Origin of the sequence: Streptomyces sp. TLI_053, from assembly GCF_900105395.1 — a bacterium.
Lineage (GTDB): Bacteria > Actinomycetota > Actinomycetes > Streptomycetales > Streptomycetaceae > Kitasatospora.
Map to the genome: position 1 here is coordinate 9,880,246 of NZ_LT629775.1, position 19,708 is coordinate 9,899,953.

The 19,708-nt window shown below is 70.1% G+C and carries 14 protein-coding genes and 1 pseudogene; 9 read left to right on the plus strand and 6 right to left on the minus strand.

What is annotated here, in order from left to right:
* Positions 1-45: 45 nt before the first annotated feature.
* Positions 46-1,041: a TniQ family protein gene (locus BLU95_RS41085; protein WP_231978160.1), complete on the minus strand. Its 996-nt coding sequence runs from the start codon at positions 1,039-1,041 to the stop codon at positions 46-48.
* Positions 1,042-1,580: 539 nt separating this feature from the next.
* Here BLU95_RS41085 and BLU95_RS41090 point away from each other — a divergent pair.
* Both BLU95_RS41090 and BLU95_RS41095 read left to right on the plus strand, forming a co-directional pair.
* Positions 1,581-3,401 carry a DEAD/DEAH box helicase gene (locus tag BLU95_RS41090; protein ID WP_159425282.1) on the plus strand — a complete coding sequence of 607 codons (1,821 nt, stop codon included), beginning with the start codon at positions 1,581-1,583 and terminating at the stop codon, positions 3,399-3,401.
* The gene (locus BLU95_RS41095; RefSeq protein ID WP_093865493.1) at positions 3,335-3,916 is read left to right on the plus strand and encodes a Helicase associated domain protein; all 582 of its coding nucleotides are present in this window, start codon (positions 3,335-3,337) and stop codon (positions 3,914-3,916) included. Before BLU95_RS41090 ends, BLU95_RS41095 begins: the two co-directional genes overlap by 67 nt.
* Before the next feature lie 306 nt (positions 3,917-4,222).
* Here the strand turns inward: BLU95_RS41095 and BLU95_RS41100 are convergent, their stop codons facing one another.
* Positions 4,223-5,092 (minus strand): SMODS domain-containing nucleotidyltransferase, encoded by an 870-nt coding sequence (locus BLU95_RS41100; protein WP_159425283.1) that lies wholly within the window; start codon positions 5,090-5,092, stop codon positions 4,223-4,225.
* 7 nt (positions 5,093-5,099) lie between these two features.
* Positions 5,100-5,642, minus strand: coding sequence for an SLATT domain-containing protein (locus BLU95_RS41105; protein ID WP_159425284.1), 543 nt, complete (start codon positions 5,640-5,642; stop codon positions 5,100-5,102).
* A gap of 179 nt (positions 5,643-5,821) precedes the next feature.
* Here BLU95_RS41105 and BLU95_RS41110 point away from each other — a divergent pair, with 179 nt between their 5' ends.
* From BLU95_RS41110 to BLU95_RS41130, 5 genes are all read left to right on the plus strand, one after another.
* On the plus strand, positions 5,822-6,163 hold the full coding sequence (locus BLU95_RS41110) for a helix-turn-helix domain-containing protein (protein ID WP_093864532.1): 342 nt from the start codon (positions 5,822-5,824) through the stop codon (positions 6,161-6,163).
* 7 nt (positions 6,164-6,170) lie between these two features.
* The gene (locus BLU95_RS41115) at positions 6,171-8,402 is read left to right on the plus strand and encodes a hypothetical protein (protein WP_093864533.1); all 2,232 of its coding nucleotides are present in this window, start codon (positions 6,171-6,173) and stop codon (positions 8,400-8,402) included.
* Complete coding sequence (locus BLU95_RS41120) at positions 8,399-9,106, plus strand: hypothetical protein (protein ID WP_093864534.1); 708 nt, start codon at positions 8,399-8,401, stop codon at positions 9,104-9,106. The genes BLU95_RS41115 and BLU95_RS41120 overlap by 4 nt, the downstream gene beginning before the upstream one ends.
* Positions 9,103-9,549: a type I phosphoribosyltransferase gene (locus BLU95_RS41125; RefSeq protein WP_093864535.1), complete on the plus strand. Its 447-nt coding sequence runs from the start codon at positions 9,103-9,105 to the stop codon at positions 9,547-9,549. The genes BLU95_RS41120 and BLU95_RS41125 overlap by 4 nt, the downstream gene beginning before the upstream one ends.
* Before the next feature lie 313 nt (positions 9,550-9,862).
* Entirely contained in the window at positions 9,863-11,962 is a 2,100-nt protein-coding gene (locus BLU95_RS41130) for a DEAD/DEAH box helicase (protein WP_093864536.1), read from the plus strand.
* 821 nt (positions 11,963-12,783) lie between these two features.
* On the opposite strand, the gene BLU95_RS41135 is transcribed toward BLU95_RS41130, so the two are convergent.
* Together BLU95_RS41135 and BLU95_RS41140 are read right to left on the minus strand one after the other, a co-directional pair.
* On the minus strand, positions 12,784-13,740 hold the full coding sequence (locus BLU95_RS41135) for a hypothetical protein (RefSeq protein ID WP_093858167.1): 957 nt from the start codon (positions 13,738-13,740) through the stop codon (positions 12,784-12,786).
* Positions 13,737-15,530: an AAA family ATPase gene (locus BLU95_RS41140; protein WP_159424673.1), complete on the minus strand. Its 1,794-nt coding sequence runs from the start codon at positions 15,528-15,530 to the stop codon at positions 13,737-13,739. Before BLU95_RS41140 ends, BLU95_RS41135 begins: the two co-directional genes overlap by 4 nt.
* Before the next feature lie 203 nt (positions 15,531-15,733).
* On the opposite strand from BLU95_RS41140, the gene BLU95_RS41145 reads away from it, so the two are divergent.
* Together BLU95_RS41145 and BLU95_RS45740 are read left to right on the plus strand one after the other, a co-directional pair.
* Complete coding sequence (locus BLU95_RS41145) at positions 15,734-16,096, plus strand: 3'-5' exonuclease (RefSeq protein ID WP_093858165.1); 363 nt, start codon at positions 15,734-15,736, stop codon at positions 16,094-16,096.
* Positions 16,097-17,475: 1,379 nt separating this feature from the next.
* On the plus strand, positions 17,476-17,784 hold the full coding sequence (locus tag BLU95_RS45740; RefSeq protein ID WP_353653596.1) for an HNH endonuclease: 309 nt from the start codon (positions 17,476-17,478) through the stop codon (positions 17,782-17,784).
* Positions 17,785-18,272: 488 nt separating this feature from the next.
* Here BLU95_RS45740 and BLU95_RS43545 read toward each other — a convergent pair.
* Positions 18,273-19,708: pseudogene (locus BLU95_RS43545) on the minus strand (hypothetical protein); the annotation flags it as partial.

Consider the following 19,708-nt stretch of genomic DNA (forward strand, 5'->3'; position numbering starts at 1 on the left):
GTACCGGGTTGCCAGGCCGCCCTCGCTCCTCGCGGACTGCGGCCGTCACAGGAATGGCCGGTCGAACGGGCCGGCCACCGGGCCGGAGGGCAGGCAGCTGAGCTGGTGCACCGAATCCAGCGGCGCGATCCGTGTGTGCGGTGCGACCAGCACGGCCCGCCCCGACTCTCCTCTGTGCCTCGGCTCCGGGGCCGGAACCGGCTTGTGGCACTCCATCCACCGCCTCAGCACTCCCCGGTACCTGGGGCCCAGCTCCTGTGAGCTGCGGGTGAACCAGTCCTTGTAGGAGTCCGCCGTCAGCTCCTGGCCGAGCCGGCGACGCTCGGCCCGCGCCAGGACGCGGGCGATGCGCACGGTGTGCGGGTAGGACAGCAAGGGGGCGGCCCGTGCCTCCCCGAGCCGGTCGGCCATCGACCGGAGTCTGTCCGGTGCGCTCGGGTCGGTTCCGCTCATCGTGTGCGCGTCGGCGAACAGCGCGCGTGCGGTGCGGCCCAGGCGCCGTTCCATGGCCACCCGCTGGCGTTCCGCTGCCAGGATCTGCGGCCAGTCGGCCACGTCGATCCAGGGGGTCTGCGGATCACGGGAGTTGTCCGACCACCGTGCGTGCCGGGCGCACAGGTGCCAGGGGTCCGCCACCATCATCCAGGCCGGCTCACCGATGCCGCGGCGGGCCGCGCACAACGCGCAGGCCCGCACGAGATAGCCGTCCTGCACCGACCACGGGAACGACCAGGCGGGAGCTCCGTCACCGTCGTCGAGCAGGTACGCCGTGTCCAGGCTCGCGAGCGCCCGCCGCATCACCTCCAGCGGCCGGCCGGCCAGGGCGGCCAAGCGCTCGGCGGCGGTGCGGTTGAGGTAGAGCTCGGTCAGGTGTGGCGCGACGGCCCTCGTGCTGCCCTGCCCGACCTCGTCCAGCAACTGCTGGACCTCGAGCCCGTTTCGGCCGGCCAGGCGGGTCACGTAAGAGCCGGTCGACTCGCCCGCCATGAACCGGACGTGCAACGGCAGCTCGCGCACCCGTACCCGATCCAAGCCCGCCACCGAATCCATGACTCTCCCTCACCTTTGCGGTCATGGCTACCACGCCGAGCAGTACGAAGCGCAGGAACGGGGAAAAGAATTCAGCAAAGCGCGCCAAATCTTGACAATTGTCTGCCGAATATGAGAAAGGTTGCCCCGTCTGTCGGATGGGAGAATCGTTCCCCTGACTCCAAGAGCGCCACCACGAAAAGCGGCGGAAGCCGTTGGGCGCCGCACGGCAGGGCGCGGGACACCACACCGGCGGCCGCTTGGCGATGTGACCCCTGCCCGCTGCAACCTGTCACGGCAACGGCCCCGCTGCACCCGCGGCCCAACCGATTCACGCGGAACAGAGGAATCAAGGCAACCCGAACGTGCCAGAATGACATTCACGGTCCTGAAGGTGCAACCCTGATGGTCAAATCGACGAGAATTCCGAGATCCGTTTGACAAGGGGTACCGGAAATACGATCGAATCGGTGTCCGGAACGGGGCAGCGAGCCGTGCAGGCACGGCGAGCGCCCCGCCGATCCAACTGTCGGTCGCCTAGGACGCCCCACGTGCCCCACCAGCCCATCCGATTGCGCCCGCACCAGCAGCGCGCCGTCACCGCCATCACCGCCGGCCTCCGAAGCCACCCACGCGTGACCGTGGTCGCGGCCTGCGGCACCGGCAAGACCGTCATCGCCCGGGTCAGCGCCGACACCTACACCCGCCACGGCAACATCCTCGTACTCGCCCCCAGCCAGGACCTGGTGGCGCAGACAGCACGCGAGTGGGACCGCGGCCGCCCGGACGAGAAGCACATCGCGGTCTGCGCCCTGCCCCCGTCCGGCCGGGGCGATCTGTGCATCCCCTTCACCACCAACCCGGCCGAACTCGCCCGCCACGTCGCCGACCACAGCGGCCCGACCATCGTCTTCTCCACCTACCAGTCCCTGCCCGCGATCGTCGAGGCCCACCGCCGCCACGGCCTGCCGGAATGGGCCCTCGCCGTCGCCGACGAGGCCCACCACACCACCGGCAGCCTCGACAAGAGCTGGGGCGACATCCACGACGATGCCCAGATCCCCGCCCAATGCCGCCTCTACATGACCGCGACGCCACGCCGCTGGAGCCACCCGAAGTCCAGAAAGCCCGGCGCGTACAAGCAACCACTGGCATCGATGGACAACCCCGCACTGTTCGGACCCGTCGTCTTCCGCCTCGAACTGGCCGAAGCCATCGCCCAGGGCATCCTCGCCGACTACCGCGTCGTCGTCCCCGTCATCAGCGCGGAGGACCTGCACGACATCCTCACCACGGCCGAGACCACCCCTCACCTGGACGGACTGCGCCTGGCAGCCATGCAAGTGGGACTACTGCGCGCCGTACAGGACTACCGCCTCAGCCGCGTCCTGACGTTCCACCGCCTGATCGCGGCCGCTCGCACCTTCGCCCGCACCCTGCCACGCACCGCCACCGCTTTCACCCAGGGCGACCAGCCCATGAAACTGTGGGCCGCCGCTGTCGACAGCCGCCAGGCCCGCTCCGAGCGCAACACCAAACTCTGGCGCTTCGCAGGAAGTTCCTGGCAGAGCCGCACCACCCTCCTACCCGGACAGACCCACACCCACATCCTCAGCAGCGTCAGATGCCTGGGCGAAGGCGTCGACATGCCCGAAGCCGACGCGGTGCTGCTCGCCGACCCCAAACGCAGCGTCGTCGACATCATCCAGACCCTCGGCCGCGCCCTGCGCCAGCCACCAGGCAGCGGCAAGATCGCCACACTGATCATCCCCGTGTACATCCGCCCAGGACAGACCACCCGCGAGGCCATGGAGTCCTCCGACTTCCGCGACCTGTGGGCCATCCTGGACGGGCTGCGCACCGCCGACAGCAAGTTCTACACCCGCCTGCGCCGCGGCCCCGGCCGCCGCTCCGAAGACCCGGTCCTGACCGAGCCCGAACGCCCCGACGAGATCGCCCGCGTACTCTCCCTGCGAGCCCACCAGTTCCAGGGCGACGGCTGGAACAGCGGCTACGAAGCCGCCATGCGCTTCTACGAGGAGCACGGCCATCTCGAAGTCCCCACCGACCACCGTGACTCCGCAGGCGTCCACCTCGGCTCCTGGATCGGCGAGCAGCGCAACCGCTACGCCGAGGGCACCCTCGACCCCGACCAGGCATTCGCCCTGTACGCACTGCGCATCTCCTGGCCCCACCCACCCGGCAGCTTCGAGCACAACCTCGCCCTGGCCCGCGACTACGCGAACGCCCACCACACCCTCGCAGTCACGGCCGACACCCCCGGCGCGGACACCCACCTGGCCCGATGGCTCGACCAGATGCGAGCCATGACCCGCGAGGACGAACTGCCCCCGAACGCATCGAGGCGCTGAACTCCATCGACCCTTGCTGGAACCCGGCCTGGAGCATCGACTGGCAGTACAACTGCGCCCGGGTACAGCGCTGCCTCGCCACCGGCGACTGGGGGCCCACGTACCAGGTCGCTGCCGAGACGGACCTCTCACTGGAGGCGTGGCTGGATCACCAGATCGATCGGAGTCACATCCTGGAGCCGGGGCAGCTCGCCCAACTGGCTCTCCTGGCACGCCAGCACCCGGACCTTCACCCGCACGCCCTGCTGCTGTTGCGGCAGACCACCGGCCCGGCGGTGGCCTTCGCGCGCGGACTGCGCGCCGCGCGAAGGTTCCTCCGACGCGAAGGTCACCTCCAGGTTCCCGACGGACATGTCGAGACCGTCGACACCGACCACGTCAGGCTGGACACCTGGATCGACCAGCGTCGGTGCGACGCCGCCCAACTCACCCACCAGCAGGTTGCAGCGCTCGACGCGCTCGGCCTACTGGTCGCACCGCGATTCCTGGAACCGGAACTCCCTGAAGCTGCCTGATGCTGAGGAGTTTGTGAGCCTCTCCGGGCGGGGTCTGGTCCACCGCACGCCGGTGGCCACCCTCGAAAGTGACTCACCGTGATCACGGCTGTAGCCAGCCGACGCTGCCGACCGGCACCGGCTCCAGCCCGCGGCCCGACGACGGAAGCCGGGCCCGGGGGCCGACATCCACCACGGCCTCAACCTGGAGATGGGCACGGACAGAGCGGGTGCTGCTATCGCTCCGCTGGAGGCAGACGCTCGGCGGCGCCGGTACGGCGACCCAAGCTGGGTTTCAGCACAGGGCCAGAGCTCGTGGTGCCGGCGTCAGCGGGCGGGGAAGCGCCCGCCGAACAGCAGGTCGAGGTAGTAGAAAGCGGTTGCCGGGTCGTCGGCATTGTGGGCGTTTAGGGCTTTGCGGGCCCGGACGGCGGCGGTGTTGACCTTCGACAGCGCGTCCCGCCTGGTGGCGTCGGTGGAACAAGCGTGGAACGGGCTTGCTAGTCCTTGCGGATCGTTCATGGCCGCCAGCTGGTTCGTGTTCAGCTTCTCCAGCAGCAGGCAGATGTCCCAGACCGGGCTGAATGCACGCTCGCCGGCCAAGTGCTGGGCGGCGCGCATCTCCAGGTAGAACGATGACACCGGGACCTGGTTGTAGTACTTCCAGGCCTTGGCCAGGCGCGCGAGCTTCTTCGCTCCGCCAGCAATCCCCGTCCTCTGGTTGATCTCGTTGACGTAGCTCAGATGCGCGGTGGGGGCCGAACTCATCCACCCGCTGGCGGCGGCAGGGATGTCGTAGACGGGCGGGTCGTCGTGGGAGGTGCGGAAAGCCGGCAGGACCTCCCAGGTCTCGGTTCCGTTGGCGAACCTGACCACGACTGTCGGCCGGCGCACCACGACCTCGGTGGAGGGGAAGCTGTGGGTCAGGGCGTCCCGCACCCAGCCCAGCGCCGTGTCCGAGCTGCCCGGGCGGGACGCCGTGATGCTCACCAGCAGGTCCACGTCGCAGTAGCTGCGTATCCCGGTTCCGTGGCCGAAGGAGGAGCCGATCTCCCGGAACCGCTGCACACCGAAGGGTGCCTGGCGCAGCGAGGACTCGATCCCGGCGCGGTGGCGGGCTGCGGCGTCGCGCTGGCTCTGCAAGGGCACCAGACGGTCGAGGAAGACCGTGAACCCTTGGTCAACGGAAAGTGCCAATTCGTTCCTACCGATCCGGGGTGGTGAGGGTCTGGTCGACGGCGTAGGTCTGGCCGCCGGTGGCGATGTTTTCCTGGGCCTTGCGGCGTGCACGGCGGTTGATGGGTTCGGCCGTCTTGTTCTGCTCATCCCGGCGGGCCGTCAGCTCGGCGAGTGCGGCGCGGGCTTCCTCTACCGGCAGGACAGGCAGGTCGATCTCGCGCAGTTGCCGAGCGGCTGTCTGGACTTCGAGGTAGGCGTTCGCGGCAGCGGAGGCCTGGTTCATGCGGTGGGATGCGTTCACGGTCGTCAGGACCGTGCCGAGGCCGGCCGCCGCGAGCGCGAGGATCCCGGCCCAGATCCGCCCGCCCGTCGATGCCAAGGCGGTGGTTCCGGAGATTGCTGCCAGCACGCTGGCGGGAAGGCCGACGGCGAGGTTGACCACGCGCCACTGCTTTGTCTGCTCGAACTGGCCCTGAGAGCTGTACTTGGCACTCTCCTCAAGCCGCATCAGTTCCGCTTCGATCGCCCGGCGGCGTTCGGCGTCGGAGGGTGCATCAGCTTCTCTCATGGCCCAACGGTACCGGTGGGGCCAGACAGGCATCCGCCGTTGGCGGCACAGTCTTCGACGGTGGCTTCCCGGCTGCAACCCTCGGGCGTTGACGAGGTCATTATGTGTACTTGCATGTGGTGAAAAATATATCTAACTATGCGATGCTCTGTGCTATCTATCTAGATAGGAGGTATGTGATGAGTGAGATCTATGCGTCGGTGGACGCGCTGCTGGCCAAGGCACGGGACGGCGGGGACCTGCCGGAGCCCGCCGAACGTGAGCGGCTGCGCAAGGCCGCAGGCCTGACGCAGGTCGAGGTGGCGGCGGCGCTGTTCACCCGGCGGGAGACCTTCGCTAAGTGGGAGAGCGGCACGGCGCAGCCGCGGGCGCCGAAGCGCGGTGCGTACGCGCACCTGCTCGCCGGGCTGGCGGACATCCACGGCACCGAGGGCCCGGATGGCTGGCTGACGCTGGCCCGCCGGGCCCGCCCCCTCGGCACCATCGCTGACGCCACCGCCGAGACCTCGGAAGGGGAGTGAGGTTCTGATGGACCGTCAGACGTACACCGCCGAGCTCGCCGGTCTGCGCGAGCTGCGCTCCGAGATCACGGCCGCCGAGAAGGTGGTGGCCGCGGCGCAGAAGGAGCTGGACCGGCTCGTTGCCCAGCGCGCGCGCAAGGTCGCGGGCCTGGCGGGGTACGAGGCCGCCAAGGCCGACGCGGTCGCCAAGGCGTCTGGCCTGACGCTCGCGGACGTGGTGCGGATCGCGCCACTGCTTGACCCCACCCCGGCCGCCCTGCGCGTCGCCAAGGCCGAGAACCAGGCCGCCGCTGTTGTCCCCACTGCCGCGCCCGTGCAAGCCCTGGCTCCGGTGGCTGAGGCTGCGCCGCCGTCGGTCGGCGCGGTGGCTCCGGCGCTGACCCGCCCCGCCCCCGCCGTCGAGCAGTCGGCCCCGGCCGCCGTGACGGCTGCGGTGCCGGACGAGGTGGAGGACCAGGCCGTCGCCGAGGTTCCGGTTGAGGTCTCCGCCGCCCCGGTCGCTTCGGTCGCTGCCCCGGCCGGTCCGGTGGTGGAGTCCGTGCCGCGTGAGCTGCCGACCCTTCCGGAGGGCCCGGCGGGTGCTCGGTTCGAGGCGGTGACCAGCGGTCTGGTGTCCAAGCGTCCGGCCTTCACGCAGCAGGCCCGTGCCACGGTGTTCCTGGACGCCGCGTCCGGCGAGCTGGCGGTCCGCGACCAGGTCGTCCGGCTTACCCTGGGCGCGAAGACGCCGGGGGAGATCCTGGACGCGGTGCTGCACGCCGCGCCGGGCACGGAGCGGGTCTACGTCACCGCGGGTGCCCCGTGGCACGACGGTGCTGAGCGGTACTCGACTCTCAAGGACGCGGTCGCGGCCTGGCTGAACGCGCCGTCCGAGCGGTGGACGACCGCGGTGGGTTCGGGTCGGGACAAGCTGGCCGGGCACTTCGTGCACCAGCGTCAGCCCATCGGCCGCTACGCCCCCACGGCCGCGCCCGACACGGGCATGGTGGAGGTCCGGTCGATGGGGGAGTGGTTCGACGCGGACGGCGCCGATGTCGCGACGTGCCGTATGGCGTTCACGCTGCTGTGGCAGGCGCTGCGCCGGCACTGGGACGACGCGGTGCTGATGGGCTCCCCCTCGCAGACCGGCCGGGACCTGTGGACCCGCACCATCCCCACCAAGGGCAAGTGGGCGGGCGGCTACCCGGTGCTGTCCGAGGAGCTGCGCGGTCTGCTGCACGCGACCGCCGGTCAGGGCCGCACCGAGCTCATCCTCCCGCCCCGGGTGCCGGAGCAGCTGCCCGCGTTGGTGGAGTACGACCGGACCTTCGCCTACGCCAAGCACCTGTGGAAGTCCCCGGTCGGCACCCCGCGCCGGGTCACCGCGGCCGCATTCGCGGCGATGAGCGAGGCTGAGCAGACCAAGGCCCTGATGTCCTGCTCCCACTGGAACATCCGCGTGACCGTCCCGGCCGGGTGGAACCACGTCGGTCTGCTCCCGGCCCCGGTGACCGGCGAGCGCGCCTGGATCTACCCTTCCGACCCGGGGACCACGTTCACCACCTGGGCGGGCGGCGCCGAGGTCCACCTGGCGCTCTCCAATCACCTGATGCCGTGGAAGGTCGAGGTGCTGGACGGCCTCGTGTGGGAGGACGGCAAGCCGCTGGATGAGTGGGGCAAGAAGCTCAAGGCCGCCTGGGCGGACCTGACCAACCTCTCGAAGCTGCACGGCGACGAGCGGCAGCGCACCGCCGCCTACCTCGCCTCCCGCGCGGTCCGCAGCGTGCTGCTGTTCGGCCTGGGCGGCTTCGCCCAGCGCCCGCGCCTGGTCACCGGCACCACCCCGCTGACCGAGGCGCTCCCGGCGGGGGTGGAGATCCTCGGCCAGGACGAGCAGGTCGTCACCTGGCAGCGGCAGGCCGGGTTCTCCCGCGACCCCAACGCCCACCCCGAGCTGCCCGCCAACGTCTGGTCCGGGGCGAGGGCGGCGCTGCTGGACACCAAGTACCGGGACGGCAAGGAGATCGTCGGCGCGGCCGGGGCGCTGCACGCGAAGCCGGGCACGGTCGTGTACTTCGGTACCGACGCCATCGCCCTGACCGAGCGTCAGGCCTGGCCGTACCGGGGCGAGGTGGGCGACTACCTCCTCAAGGGCCACCTCACCGGACCCATCCCGCACCCGGTCAGCCAGGAGCACTACCTGACGCTGCGCGGCCAGGGCCGCGTCGAACTCGCAGCGAAGGGAGCTGAGCAGAGTTGAGCCCCGCCGACCCGCAGAACCCCAACGAGGCCGCCCAGTTGACTCAGGAGCTGATCGACCAGGGCTACACCAAGCGGCAGGTCGCGAAGATGCTCGGCCGCGACGCCTCCCTGGTCTCGCAGTTCTTCACCAAGGGCAAGGGCGCCAGCATGGTCAACGCCCTGCGCCAGGTGGTCCGTGCGGTGCGTGGCGGGGAGCGGGACGAGGAGGCGCTGGCCGCCGTCGCCGGGGCCAACACCAAGCGGCGCACCACCAAGGGCGGGCAGAAGGCGAGGGTCCGCGGCAAGGACACCATCGGCACCCCGGGCGGGTCCATGGCCGGCCGGGCCGGGAAGCAGGCGATCCGCTCCGGCGCGAGCCACCTCGCGCCGGTCGTCCACTCCACCGGGCAGACCAGCGGCAAGCTCGCCTTCACCGTGCGGATGCGCGCCGACCAGTACGTCTACTCTGCCGGGTCCGAGAAGGACTCCGGCGGGGTCCGCCGCGGCTTCATCCCCCGCTCCGACGGCACCGAGGAGCGCACCTACGGCTCCGCCTCCTCCGGCGGATTCGACGCCGTCGAGTGGTCCCAGCGCGTCGCCGACCACCACGGCGACGTCACCGAGGCCATGAAGGCCTGGCTGGTGGAGACCGGCCGCGCGGTAGAGGACGCCGACATCGCCTACCTCGAAGTCCGCGCCTGGGTCCCGGAGGAGAACACGTGAACCCGAAGAAGCCCGCCCAACCCGCTCAGCCCGCGAAGCCCGGCCGGGACGAGCTGCGCACCATGGCCGCCCAGCTGAGGGACAGCGGCCACAACCCCGTCCAGATCGCCTGGAACCTGCGCATCTCACCGAACACCGCCCGCCGGCTCCTCGCCGAAGCCGACCGCCCCAGCGCACCGCCGGTCCCCGACCACGCGCAGCGCCCCGGCTGGTTCACCGGCCCCGAAGCGGCACTGCTCCTGCTGACCCGCGCCGCGGCCGAAGCCACAGTGACCCTGGACCCGCACTCCCCACCTGGCCAGGAGGACGCGCAGCGGCTCGTCGACGCCCTCGCCGACATCCTCCTGACCGACGGCTTCGACGCCGAGTGGATGACCACCGCCTCCGGTGACCTGATCGAGAGCTTGATCGACGGCCTCCACCAGTACGCCTACCCGGACTGACGAAGCAGCCGGCAGCCCGCCGGCCGCGCAACCGGACAGCCGCCCCCAGCCCAATCCCGAGGGAGTCGCCTTGCTGGTCTATCCCGCTGCCCCTGATGAGCCGACCACCGCGGTGTGCTGGTTCTGCGCCGAAGAAGAGCACGGCCTGCCGAGCCGAGAGCAGGCCGAGGACTGGTACGCCGCGCACTCTCCCGGCTGCCCCAGCGGAGAGGGCCCGGTGTCCGAGCAGTAGCGCAGCACCAGCGGCCTCTCCACCACGGCGAGGCCGCCCCGTTCCCGTACCACCCGGCATCCGAAGGAGAACCCCGCCGCCGTGGACACCACGACCACCACCATCGCCGCCACCGGGCAGGACGTCCCGGCCGGGCAGCTGGGCCCGGCGTCGCTGCCCGCCCAGACAGAGCCGCCCGTCCTCGTCAACCCGCTGCCCCTGCACTGGTTCCAGAAGGACGCCGTCGCTGCCGCCGTGAAGGCGGTCAAGATGGGCGGCCGGGCCACGATCGTGGCGGCGACCGGCTCGGGCAAGACGCTGATCGCGGCTGGCTGCGCCCGGCGCTTGGCCGCGAGGGGCCGGGTCCTGGTGCTGGTGCCCACGATCGAGCTGCTGGAGCAGACCGCCACCGCGTGGTCGCTCAAGGGCGGCCGCCGGGGCCTGGCGGTGGCGGCGTGTTCGCGGGCGGAGGCGCTGGAGAGCGCGGAGGCCGGCGGCCGCGTCGAGGCGCAGGTGACCACCCAGGCCGCCCGGATCGCCGACCTGGTCGCCACGGTGAAGCCCGGCGAGCCGGTCACCGTCTACGCCACCTACGCGTCGCTGGAGCGCATCGTCAAGGCGCACAAGGACTTCGGGCTCCCGGCCTGGGACCTGGTGGTCATCGACGAGGCCCACCGCACCGCGGGCTCCGAGGGCAAGGCGTGGGCGGCGATCCACTCCGACGAGAAGGTCCGCGCGCTGCGCCGGCTGTACTTCACCGCCACCCCGAAGATCGCCGACGACTCGAAGGCCAAGGCCGGGCTGGCCGACCTCACCGCCGGCGGCGACGGCCAGGAACTGCCCGCGCTCTGCTCCATGGACGACCCGGCGATCTACGGCGAGACGGTGTTCACCTGGACCCTCGGACAGGGAATCGAACACGGCTACCTCGCCGACTACCGGGTACTCGTACCTGTCGTCACCGACGAGGACCTGCGCGAACTCCTCAACCTGCCCGCCGTCGCCGACCTGCGCTCGCAGCGCTCCAACGAGGAACTCCTGCGCCTGGCCCTGCAGATCGCGGTGCTGCGCGCCGTCGCCGACCTCGACCTCCGCCGCGTCATCACCTTCCACTCCCGCGTGCAGGCCGCCCGGGACTTCGCCGCCACCATGACCGCCACCGCCGAGCTGCTCCCCGTCGCGGACCGGCCCGAGCGGGTCACCGCCCTCGCGGTCGCCGGCAGCGACAAGCTCAAGGACCGGCGGGCCGCGTTCACGACCTTCTCCGCCTCCACCGGCGAGCGCCCGGGGGAGGAGGGCGAGGAGTGCTGCATCATCTGCAACTCGCGCCTGCTGTCGGAGGGCATCGACGTGGCCGCCGTGGACGCCATCGTCTTCGCGGACCCGAAGTCCAGCGTCATCGACGTCGTCCAGGCCGTCGGCCGGGCCCTGCGCCAGGCCTACCGGCAGGGCAAGGTGTCCTGGATCATCATCCCCGTCTACCTCCCGACCCCCCTCGTCGGCGACGACACCCAGGCCGCCGACCCGGCGAAGGTGACCGAGGCCGGAGAAGCGGTGAAGGCCGAAGCCGACGACGAGATCGAGGCCTCCTCCTTCCGCACCATCTGGCGCGTCCTGCGGGCCCTGGCCGCTCACGACGCCCGCGTGGTCGGCCGGATCACCGAGCTGCGCACCAAGCGGGCGGGGGAGAAAGAGGAGGAGCTCACCACCTCGGAGGCCGACGGCGAGACCGGGGAGGAGGGCGCGGAGGAGTCGCCGGTGGACTGGCTGCGGATCAACGCCCGCAAGCACGCCGCGCAGATCCTGCGCACGGTGAAGCTGCGCGCCTTCAACCCGCGCGCCACCGAGTGGCAGCGGATGTTCGCCCTGGCCGCGGCGTTCCAGGGCGGGCACCACCACCTCGACCCCACCGACAAGACCCGCGACGGCGCGCTGATCTCCTGGCTCGACCGCCAGCGCTACCTGCGCGGTGCCGGCCTGCTCTCCCCGGTCCGGATCCACGAGCTGGACCAGCTCGGCATGATCTGGGACAAGCACGCCCGCTCCTGGGACCGCGGCTACGCCCACGCCCGCGCCTGGGCCGAGACCCACGGCCACCTGGCGGTCCCGGCCGCCGAGAAGCTGGACGGCCACGCGGTCGGCGCCTGGGTGGGGCGTCAGCGTGCGAAGTCTCAGCTGGATGTCCTGAGGCTGTCTCACTGATGTGTCAATGACGCCTTGGCCAAGGGCGCAGGCAGGTGCGGGCGTCCTCCTTCACCTGGATGTCATTGAATGAGATCGGCGTATGACGACTTGTGGGAATTTCCAAGTCACTCTGGTGAGAATTGCAATGGCCGCAGCCCTCTGGCCAGCCGCTTTGGAGCCGCTGCGTCTGCATACGCAGGAAATCGGCTCCGCTGAAGGCGCCGGGACTCGGCCGGGCTTGCGGTGTGGTCAGAGCGGGGTCGTCTTGTCATGCAGGAGGAGTGAGGACCGGAGGGAGGGAAACGGCAGCCCTGCGTGCGCGGGGACGGTGCGGTCGGTCAGCGCGAGCTCGGTGATGCCGCGGGTGTCAGCCCTGCGTGCGCGGGGACGGTTCCGAGGTAGACGACGCTGCCTTCGCCGTAGGGGTGTCAGCCCTGCATGTGCGGGGACGGCATTTCCTGACCTGTGACTCTAGCTGTTTAAGACGCTGTTCTGTGCCGGTTCGGCGGGCCAGGGCAGCGGCGGCCGGCTGGGGGGAGCGGGACAGGCCAGCCCGTGGCACCCGGTCGGCGTGGAGAGGCCACGGCGCGCCCGGACAACCACTGCCAGGCGTGCGTGCACGGTGCCCACGTCGGCGACGGTCAGCCCAGACTCGCCCGGAACAGCCCCGCGCACCGGTCCCGCGAAGCCCTCCCGTGTGCATGGCCGACGGGGGCGTACCGCAGCCGACCCGCCCCGGAGAGAGGGGCGAAGCATTCCCGCGGGCGGCTGAACCGGAGCGGCGGGTCGGCAGGGCGAATCAAGGACGGAGGCCGAGGGCCGACCCGCCCACGCCGGTCCTACACGGGTGGAGCGCTATCAGGGCAGCTGCTCTCACGCAGCCACTGCTCCAGCTTCTCGAACAGGGGGTGGCGCAGGTCGTTGAGATCCACCTTTCCCATGAGCAGCAGTTCCAGCGAGGGGCCGGCTTGGTATGTCCGGGTCGTGTCTCGGTTGAAGACGGACTTGCAGCGCGCTTTGAGGAACTGAACGACGAGCTCGCTGATGTCGTGGCCGTTGACGAAGTGCCGGGGGTCGCCTGTGACGAGCTTCTCGAGCTCACCGAACCGCTTGAGGAGTGATTCCTTCGTGGTGGCGCCGCGTTCCGCCTTCCCGGTCCCGTTCAGGGCGTCCTGGAATATCTCGCCGACAGTGATGGGCAAGGACGTGGCCGAGAAGATCTTCTCGAAGGCCTTGTTCGGAACAGCTGCTCCGCATCCCGATTCACGCAGACAGGCGCGGATTAGGAAGAGCGTCACCAGGCCCGGTGTGACCGCCGTGAGGACGTCTGCGGCGGTCACCGTCTCCGGCGCTCCAAGCCCCATCCTCAGAAGCTTGTTCATGGTCCGTTCGTTGAACGCGTAGGCCTCGAGCGCCGAGAAGTCTGTGCGCAGGAGGAGGTCGTTCTCCGCGTCGGCGTCGAGCCCGATGCTCACGAGGTCCGCGTCCATCACCAGGCGGGCCGCCCCGGAGTCGACTCCCAGCTCCGACAGGACGTTCGACAGGTGCAGCACTCTGCTTCGTTGCCCGGTCAACAGGCCGTACTTGATCAGCTCCGAGTCCGGAAGGTCCACGCGGTCGGAGACGGCATAGACCCGGACAAGCCCCCGCGACGGTGTCTCGGAGACGAACCAGGTGAAGAAGTTTCTGTCGCCGCGCCCCTCTACGATGACGTCCCGAATCTCGGGCTCCAGGAAGTACAGCGTGGCCAGTTCCTCCGGGCGGCGTCGAAGCTCCATCTCCCCGTCCCGCGTCACTGCTCTGTCTCCTCCGACTCCCAAGCCTCGCCGTCGGCCTGACCTTCCTCCTCCAGGTCGAGCTCGGGCTCGCGCTGACGGGAGATCATCCGAGCGAGGGAGCTGCGGTGCCCGGTCACTACCTCGATGGAGTGGGTGGCGACGATGAACTGGACCTGGCTGCCCTCGGTGCAGGCCAGCATCGCGTCCATGAGCTGCCGCTGCCACTTCACATTCAGGCTCAGCTCGGGCTCGTCGATCAGGAACAGCCGTGTGTTCCCGGGCGCGAGAAGAGTGTTGAGTAGGAGTAGGAGGATCTGCCGCTCTCCGGACGACAACTGCTCCGGGAAGAGGCTCCCGCCCAGACCCGAGTTCCGGCTACGGGAGCCGATTGCACTGGGCATGCGACCCGGCACGTGCCTGACCTGAAGTCCGCGGCCGCGACTGTAGGTGACCTCCTTCCCGCTGCTGTTGAAGAACCGATTCATCTCCGTCGTGAAGGTGCGGACCAGGCTGACGGTCCCCGCCAAAGCCTCAAGCCGCGCCTGCTGCGCATCGATGAAGGGGCTCAGCACGTCCTCGACCACACCGATCTTCGACGAGGGCACAGCTTTGACCGCCTCGACGAACTGGTCCCGCTCGAACGAGGGAAGTAGACCGTACCTGCTGTACTCACGGCTCTGTTCCGCCAATTGGTCGAGGCTCTCGATGAGCTCCTCGCGAGTCCTCTCGTCGGCTTTGGTGAGGTCGGTGGACGCCGCGCGTTGCAGAATTCCGAGGTAGGCGCTGTTGGAGCCCTTTGACCCCTGGACGCTGCCGGCGAGCGCCTTCCTCTGGATCATCGCGTTCACGCGGCTGATCGCATTGGCCAGCTCCGCCGCCACCCCGCCGCCAGGACCCTCGTCCTGCTGCACACCGAGTCTGGGCGGCGGCCGATAGTCCGCCTCATAGCGCGGACGCCTGTCGGGCTGCGACGTGATCGTATCCCCGTAGATCTGCCTGTCGTCGGCCAGGAGATACGGGGCGGCGTTCAGCTTCTCGAGGTAGGCGACGAACGCGTTGTCCGTTCCCAGTACACGTCGTCTGGAAGCGACCTCCCGTTGACGCCGGATCGGGTCGCCGTGCCAGCGCGGCCCGGATTGCGGATCGTCGAAGAGCCCTTCCTGCGACGGCCCGGGAGCCGACAGGCTTTCCGGGGAGACGGCGATCACGTCACCGCGGTTCGGAAGCTCGACGTACAGCTGCTCCAACCGGGGCACTCCGTCCGTCGTCACCTTGACGAGAAAGCCCCCGACCAGAAGCCCGTTCAGCTTGGAGATCCGGATGACGTCCCCGTTGGTGAGGTGAACGATAAACGACTTGAACGGGGTCCTGGCAATGCCAGCCCGATGATCATGAGAGTCGGACGGGGACAACGTATGCCACAGGAGCTTGAGAATGGTGGTCTTGCCACTGCCGTTGTTCCCGTAGATCAGCGTCAGGCGATCGCTCTGCATGTCTGAGCTCGTGCCGACGCCGAAACTCAACTCATAGCTGTAGAGCCCGAAGAGCTCCTCCACCTCAACGGCGGAGACGAGCGGCTGGTGAAATGGTCTCATTCCGTCCCTTTCGGACCGGTGCAGGCGGCAACCCGCACAGAAGCGACAACAGTAGTCCGCGGTCGGCTTTGCGCGGGTCGCGGCCCGCATCGCCCCGTGACACTTCAGGATCTCCTGAAGAACGACACCGCCTGCCTGCTCCTCGGACTGCTCCGGCTCGCCGACCGGCCTAACGGCCTGGCCCCCCGTGTGGCGCGAGGCCTCGGCAGGCATGCTCCGCATCCACGGATCCGGCGACGACGAAGCCACTCAACGCCACACCGGCGAACACCTCGCCCCGCCTCACCGCTCAACTGCGTACCTGGCTGCACGCCAACCCGCCGTCGGCCACCTCGGCCGCCACCGTCGTCGGACACCTTCTGGACCTCCTCGACGCACCCGCGCTGCGCCGGTACGTGAAGGCAACGACTCCCTCCATGGACCTCGACCTCATCACCGAGGCGTTCGAAGCCCGCCTTGACGCCGCCGTTTACGAAGCAGCCGAATGGAGCGATGTCCTCGAGGGGCTCGAGGCCGCCGACGCGATCGTCCTGCTCACCGCACACCGCAGCAAAGGCCTCGAGTACGACACCGTCTTCCTCCTCGGCCTCGACGAGAACCAGTGGTGGGCCTACAGCCGAGACCCGATCGAAAGCCAGAGGGCCTTCTTCGTCGGTCTCTCCAGGGCCGCGGAGCGTCTGATCGTCACCACCACCATGCCGGACGCCCGCACGGGACCCATTGCCGGCCTCTTTGCGCTCCTCGACCACGCCGGCGTGCCCGAGATCACCCGATCATGATCCCGAGCCCGGTGAGAGCTTCCGCAGTACAAGGGCCCTCCGGGGGCGATGGCCCAGGACTTCCTGCGCCGGGCCGCAGGCCGGACCCGCACCGACGACGCAAGCACACGGCCTTCGAGCCCGCGATACAGCGCGAGCCGGTGGGTACGGGCGACCGCGGTGACGGCGTCGAGCCGGACACCGTCCAGCCGCTCCAGCACTCCCTCCGCGGTGTGCGGCCGGTGGCGGAGGGCTGATGCGTGGAGCGCGAGGTGCCTCGCTTCCGCGCGGGCCGGATCAGGCTCCTTGCGAGCGGTCATGCTTCTCCGGGGCGGCCGGGAGGAGGTTCAACGTGGTCCGGGCCGGCCCGAAGTTTGTGCGTCGCCTGATCCCTCGGGGCCGTCGGCTTGCTCGTCGGGCGGATCATAGGATGTCGCGGTGATCGAGGACAGGCCCACCGATGTGGAAGAGGACGACTTCCTGGAGTTCGTCGGCGACTACACCAGTGTCTGGGCGAGCGACCGACGCAGTGTGGTCCTTCGGCGCACCCGGTGGTTCACGGTCCTCGTCTCGCTGCACCGCGGATCCCGGCCCCGGGTCACGCTCACCCTGACCGGGCCGTACTGGGCGCCCGGGGACGGGAAACGGCGGGCGGAGGTCCTGTCGGGCCTGCGCCGGGAGCAGGACGACCTGCTGGACATCCTGGGCCCGGGGTGCGAGGTGCGCTTCGACCGGCAGCGCAGCGCGGTCTCGGTGACAGCGGACGTGCCGGTGCGCTGGGAGTCGAACGGGTGCCCGCCGGCCGAGCACCTGGCGTCGCGCAGCCGCGCCCGCAAGTGGATCGTCCGCGCGGACGAGCTCCTGGTGCACGGTGCCCGGCTCGGCCTGGGACGGCGGCCCGCTGAGCCGGAGCCGGGCCGGGCTCGGACCCTGCCGCCGCGTCCGGTTCCGGCGCGGTCGGTGCCGCAGCCCCGCCTCAAGGGGAGCCGGTGGTGGAGTGGCCCATTCCGCTCACCGCAGCCCGTGCGCAGGATTCGCCGCCGTCGCGCGAAAGTGTCGGCCGTTCCGTGCCGACACTTCCCCCGCTCCACCGGCGTACCCGGGCCGGCACGCGCCGAGCCGGCCCGCCAGTGGCCGAGAGGGCCGGCAGGATCTGCCCGGTGTGCGGCGAACGGCTGACCACGCCGGGCCGTAGCCGTCACCAGCGGTGCGAGGGCCGTGCGCTCACTGTGGACGCTGCGGTGCGGCGTGCGGCTCCGCAGCCTGCGGAACCCCGGCCTGCGGCACGGGAACCCGCCACCGCGGAGGCCGTGGAGCGCTACCGGACGCTGGTGGCGGACGTGGAGCGGCGCGAGGCCGCTCTCCCCGGCCGGCGGCGTGATGCGGTGAGCCGGAACCCGGTGCGGATCCCGCAGGCCCGGGAGGCTGTACTGCTTCGTTGCCAGGGGTTCTGCGAGAACCCTGGCTGTGGTGGTCAGCCCGTCGACTGCACCGATGACGGCCGGGCGATCCTGGAGGTGGACCACGTGCGGCGGCTTGCGGAGGGTGGGCGTGACCATCCGTCGCAGATGGTTGCGCTGTGCCCCAACTGCCATGCGATGAAGGAGCGTGGCTCGTGCCGGGAGGAGCTCGTCCGGGTACTCCTGGTGGTGGCCCGTGAGGCGCACGGGCGGTGGCTACCGGGGCAGGGGGCTTGCGCCGGCCGGTAGATGTTCGGGAGAGGCTCCTCGGTGCCCGACGGGCAGGGCTGTGACGGTCGGGGCCCGGGTGCGGTGGACGGCTCGGCCAGGGGTGTCGGCCTCGCACGGGTGGCAGCGAGAAGCCTCGCCCCGGATCACACGGCCTCGACGCCGGTGCCGGCCCCGCACTTGCGGGACGAGCGGGCCTTGCGTCGGAGCCGGGTTGCCACACCGTGTCAGCCCTGCGCGCGCGGGGATCGCGTCTTCACGTCTGCGGCGACGGCACGGCTGTTGATGACCTCCGGGGCGCTGGCCCGAGCCCGGCCGTGGTGGCGTGGGTGCGGGTTCGCGAGGGGGTCTCGCTTACCGCTTGCGCACCGTGATCGAATCGGCCGCCGGGAGTTCATGACAGCGGGTCGGTCATGACCGTTTCCCCCGGTGCTCTCGAGCGCCTTCCTTCAGACGCCCGCAGCGATCTCTTCCAGCAAGTCCTGGGCATTCGGTTCACGATCCGCCTGTCAGCCGGCCGGATGCTCACGGAGCAAGGCCAGGCGGCCACCCTCCTTCCCCTGTCTGGTGCTCTGTGCGTCGTGGCGGCAGGGGCGCCGGCAGTGGAGGAGCCCGGTGCCGCGGAGGCGGGATTCACACGGGTCAGGCACCGGCGGAGTGCTGGTCGATCCAGGTCTGGGGATGAGGGCTTCGCCGTCGCGCCAGTTGTAGCGGACGCAGTCCTGGAACCAGGGTCGGGGAGGTTGGCGTGGTCGCTGACGATCATCTGGAAGCCGGGGAGAGGCTGGTGGTGACCTGATGCATGAGTTCGAAGAGCCGTTTGACGGTTTCTCGGTCCTCGTCGAGGGTGATGTCTTCGAGGCGACCGCTTCGTTTGGCCATGTCGGAGGGTAGTAGGCTGGGTCGGCTGGTCGAGCATCAGAACCGCGGACGGGCCGTTGGTTGGCGACCAGGTACTGGTGCAGGCGAGTGGCGGCGATGTGGTAGCCGACCCAGTTCTGCCGCTGCCGATCCGCAACAGTTCCGTCGGCCCTGTGGGGTGTCCCGACGACGGTCAGTCTCTTCACATCGAGGCGCACCAGCGGTCGCCGTGTTCGAGGCGCAGTGCGGCGTGACTGGTCAGCTTGCCGCTGATGTAGCTGAGGCTGTGGATGAGGCGGTCCTCGGCGTCGTCGCCGTCGAGTTGGCTTCGAGTCCGGTGACGACGCGTTGGGCGATCGCGACGTCGGCTTCCAGGCGCTGCAGGTCGCCGCCGGGCCGGCCGCGTCGATCTGAGAGAGGTAGGCGTCGATCGGCCGCGAGTGTAGGCCTGGGTCTCGGATGGGCGAGGAGTCCGGCGTGGCTGAGCGTTCCTCGGCGATGACGCTCAGCGCGCCTTCGACGCCGCGCAGCTGCTGGCGGATCTCCGCGGCCTGGAGGTCCAGTTCCCGCAGGGCGTGCTCGCGGCGCGGGCGTGCGGCGTGGACCGCGTCCAGTTGCCGGGTGAGGTCGCCCAGGGTGGCATGCATGTCGGTGACGGTCGGATCGGGCTCGTCCAGCACCGACCCACACACCGGGCACGATTCCTCGCCGGGGAATGCGTCGGGGACGAGGTGGAGCGCGGACAGGCGGGACATACCGCGGCCGACCGCGCTGGTATAGCCGCTCTCCTGGGCCTGGAGGTCGGTCAGGAGCTTACGTTCCTCGGCGATGACCCGTAGCTGGCGCCTCAGAGTGCCGGCCTGCTGGCCGAGTTCCAGTTCCCGGCCCCGCTGTGTCTCGTCGTCGGTGACGCGCCGGCTCTGGAAGGACGCCGCACGCCGCAAAGCGCCGGTGATCGCGGCCCGGTCGTTGCCGAGTGCTTCGCCGTCGTCGACGAGCCCGTGCACGCCGGCCTCGGCCAGCAGGGACCGCAGGCGCGTCTCGACGTCACGGTTGAGGTCCTGCGCGCTCCTCAGTTCGCCCT

Coding starts and splice junctions, on each gene's coding strand:
- BLU95_RS41145 (WP_093858165.1), top strand. CDS start 15,734: ATGGACCTCGACCTCATCACCGAGGCGTTCGAAGCCCGCCTTGACGCC.
- BLU95_RS41110 (WP_093864532.1), top strand. CDS start 5,822: ATGAGTGAGATCTATGCGTCGGTGGACGCGCTGCTGGCCAAGGCACGG.
- BLU95_RS41105 (WP_159425284.1), bottom strand. CDS start 5,642: ATGAGAGAAGCTGATGCACCCTCCGACGCCGAACGCCGCCGGGCGATC.
- BLU95_RS41140 (WP_159424673.1), bottom strand. CDS start 15,530: ATGCCTGCCGAGGCCTCGCGCCACACGGGGGGCCAGGCCGTTAGGCCG.
- BLU95_RS41115 (WP_093864533.1), top strand. CDS start 6,171: ATGGACCGTCAGACGTACACCGCCGAGCTCGCCGGTCTGCGCGAGCTG.
- BLU95_RS41095 (WP_093865493.1), top strand. CDS start 3,335: ATGGCTCGACCAGATGCGAGCCATGACCCGCGAGGACGAACTGCCCCC.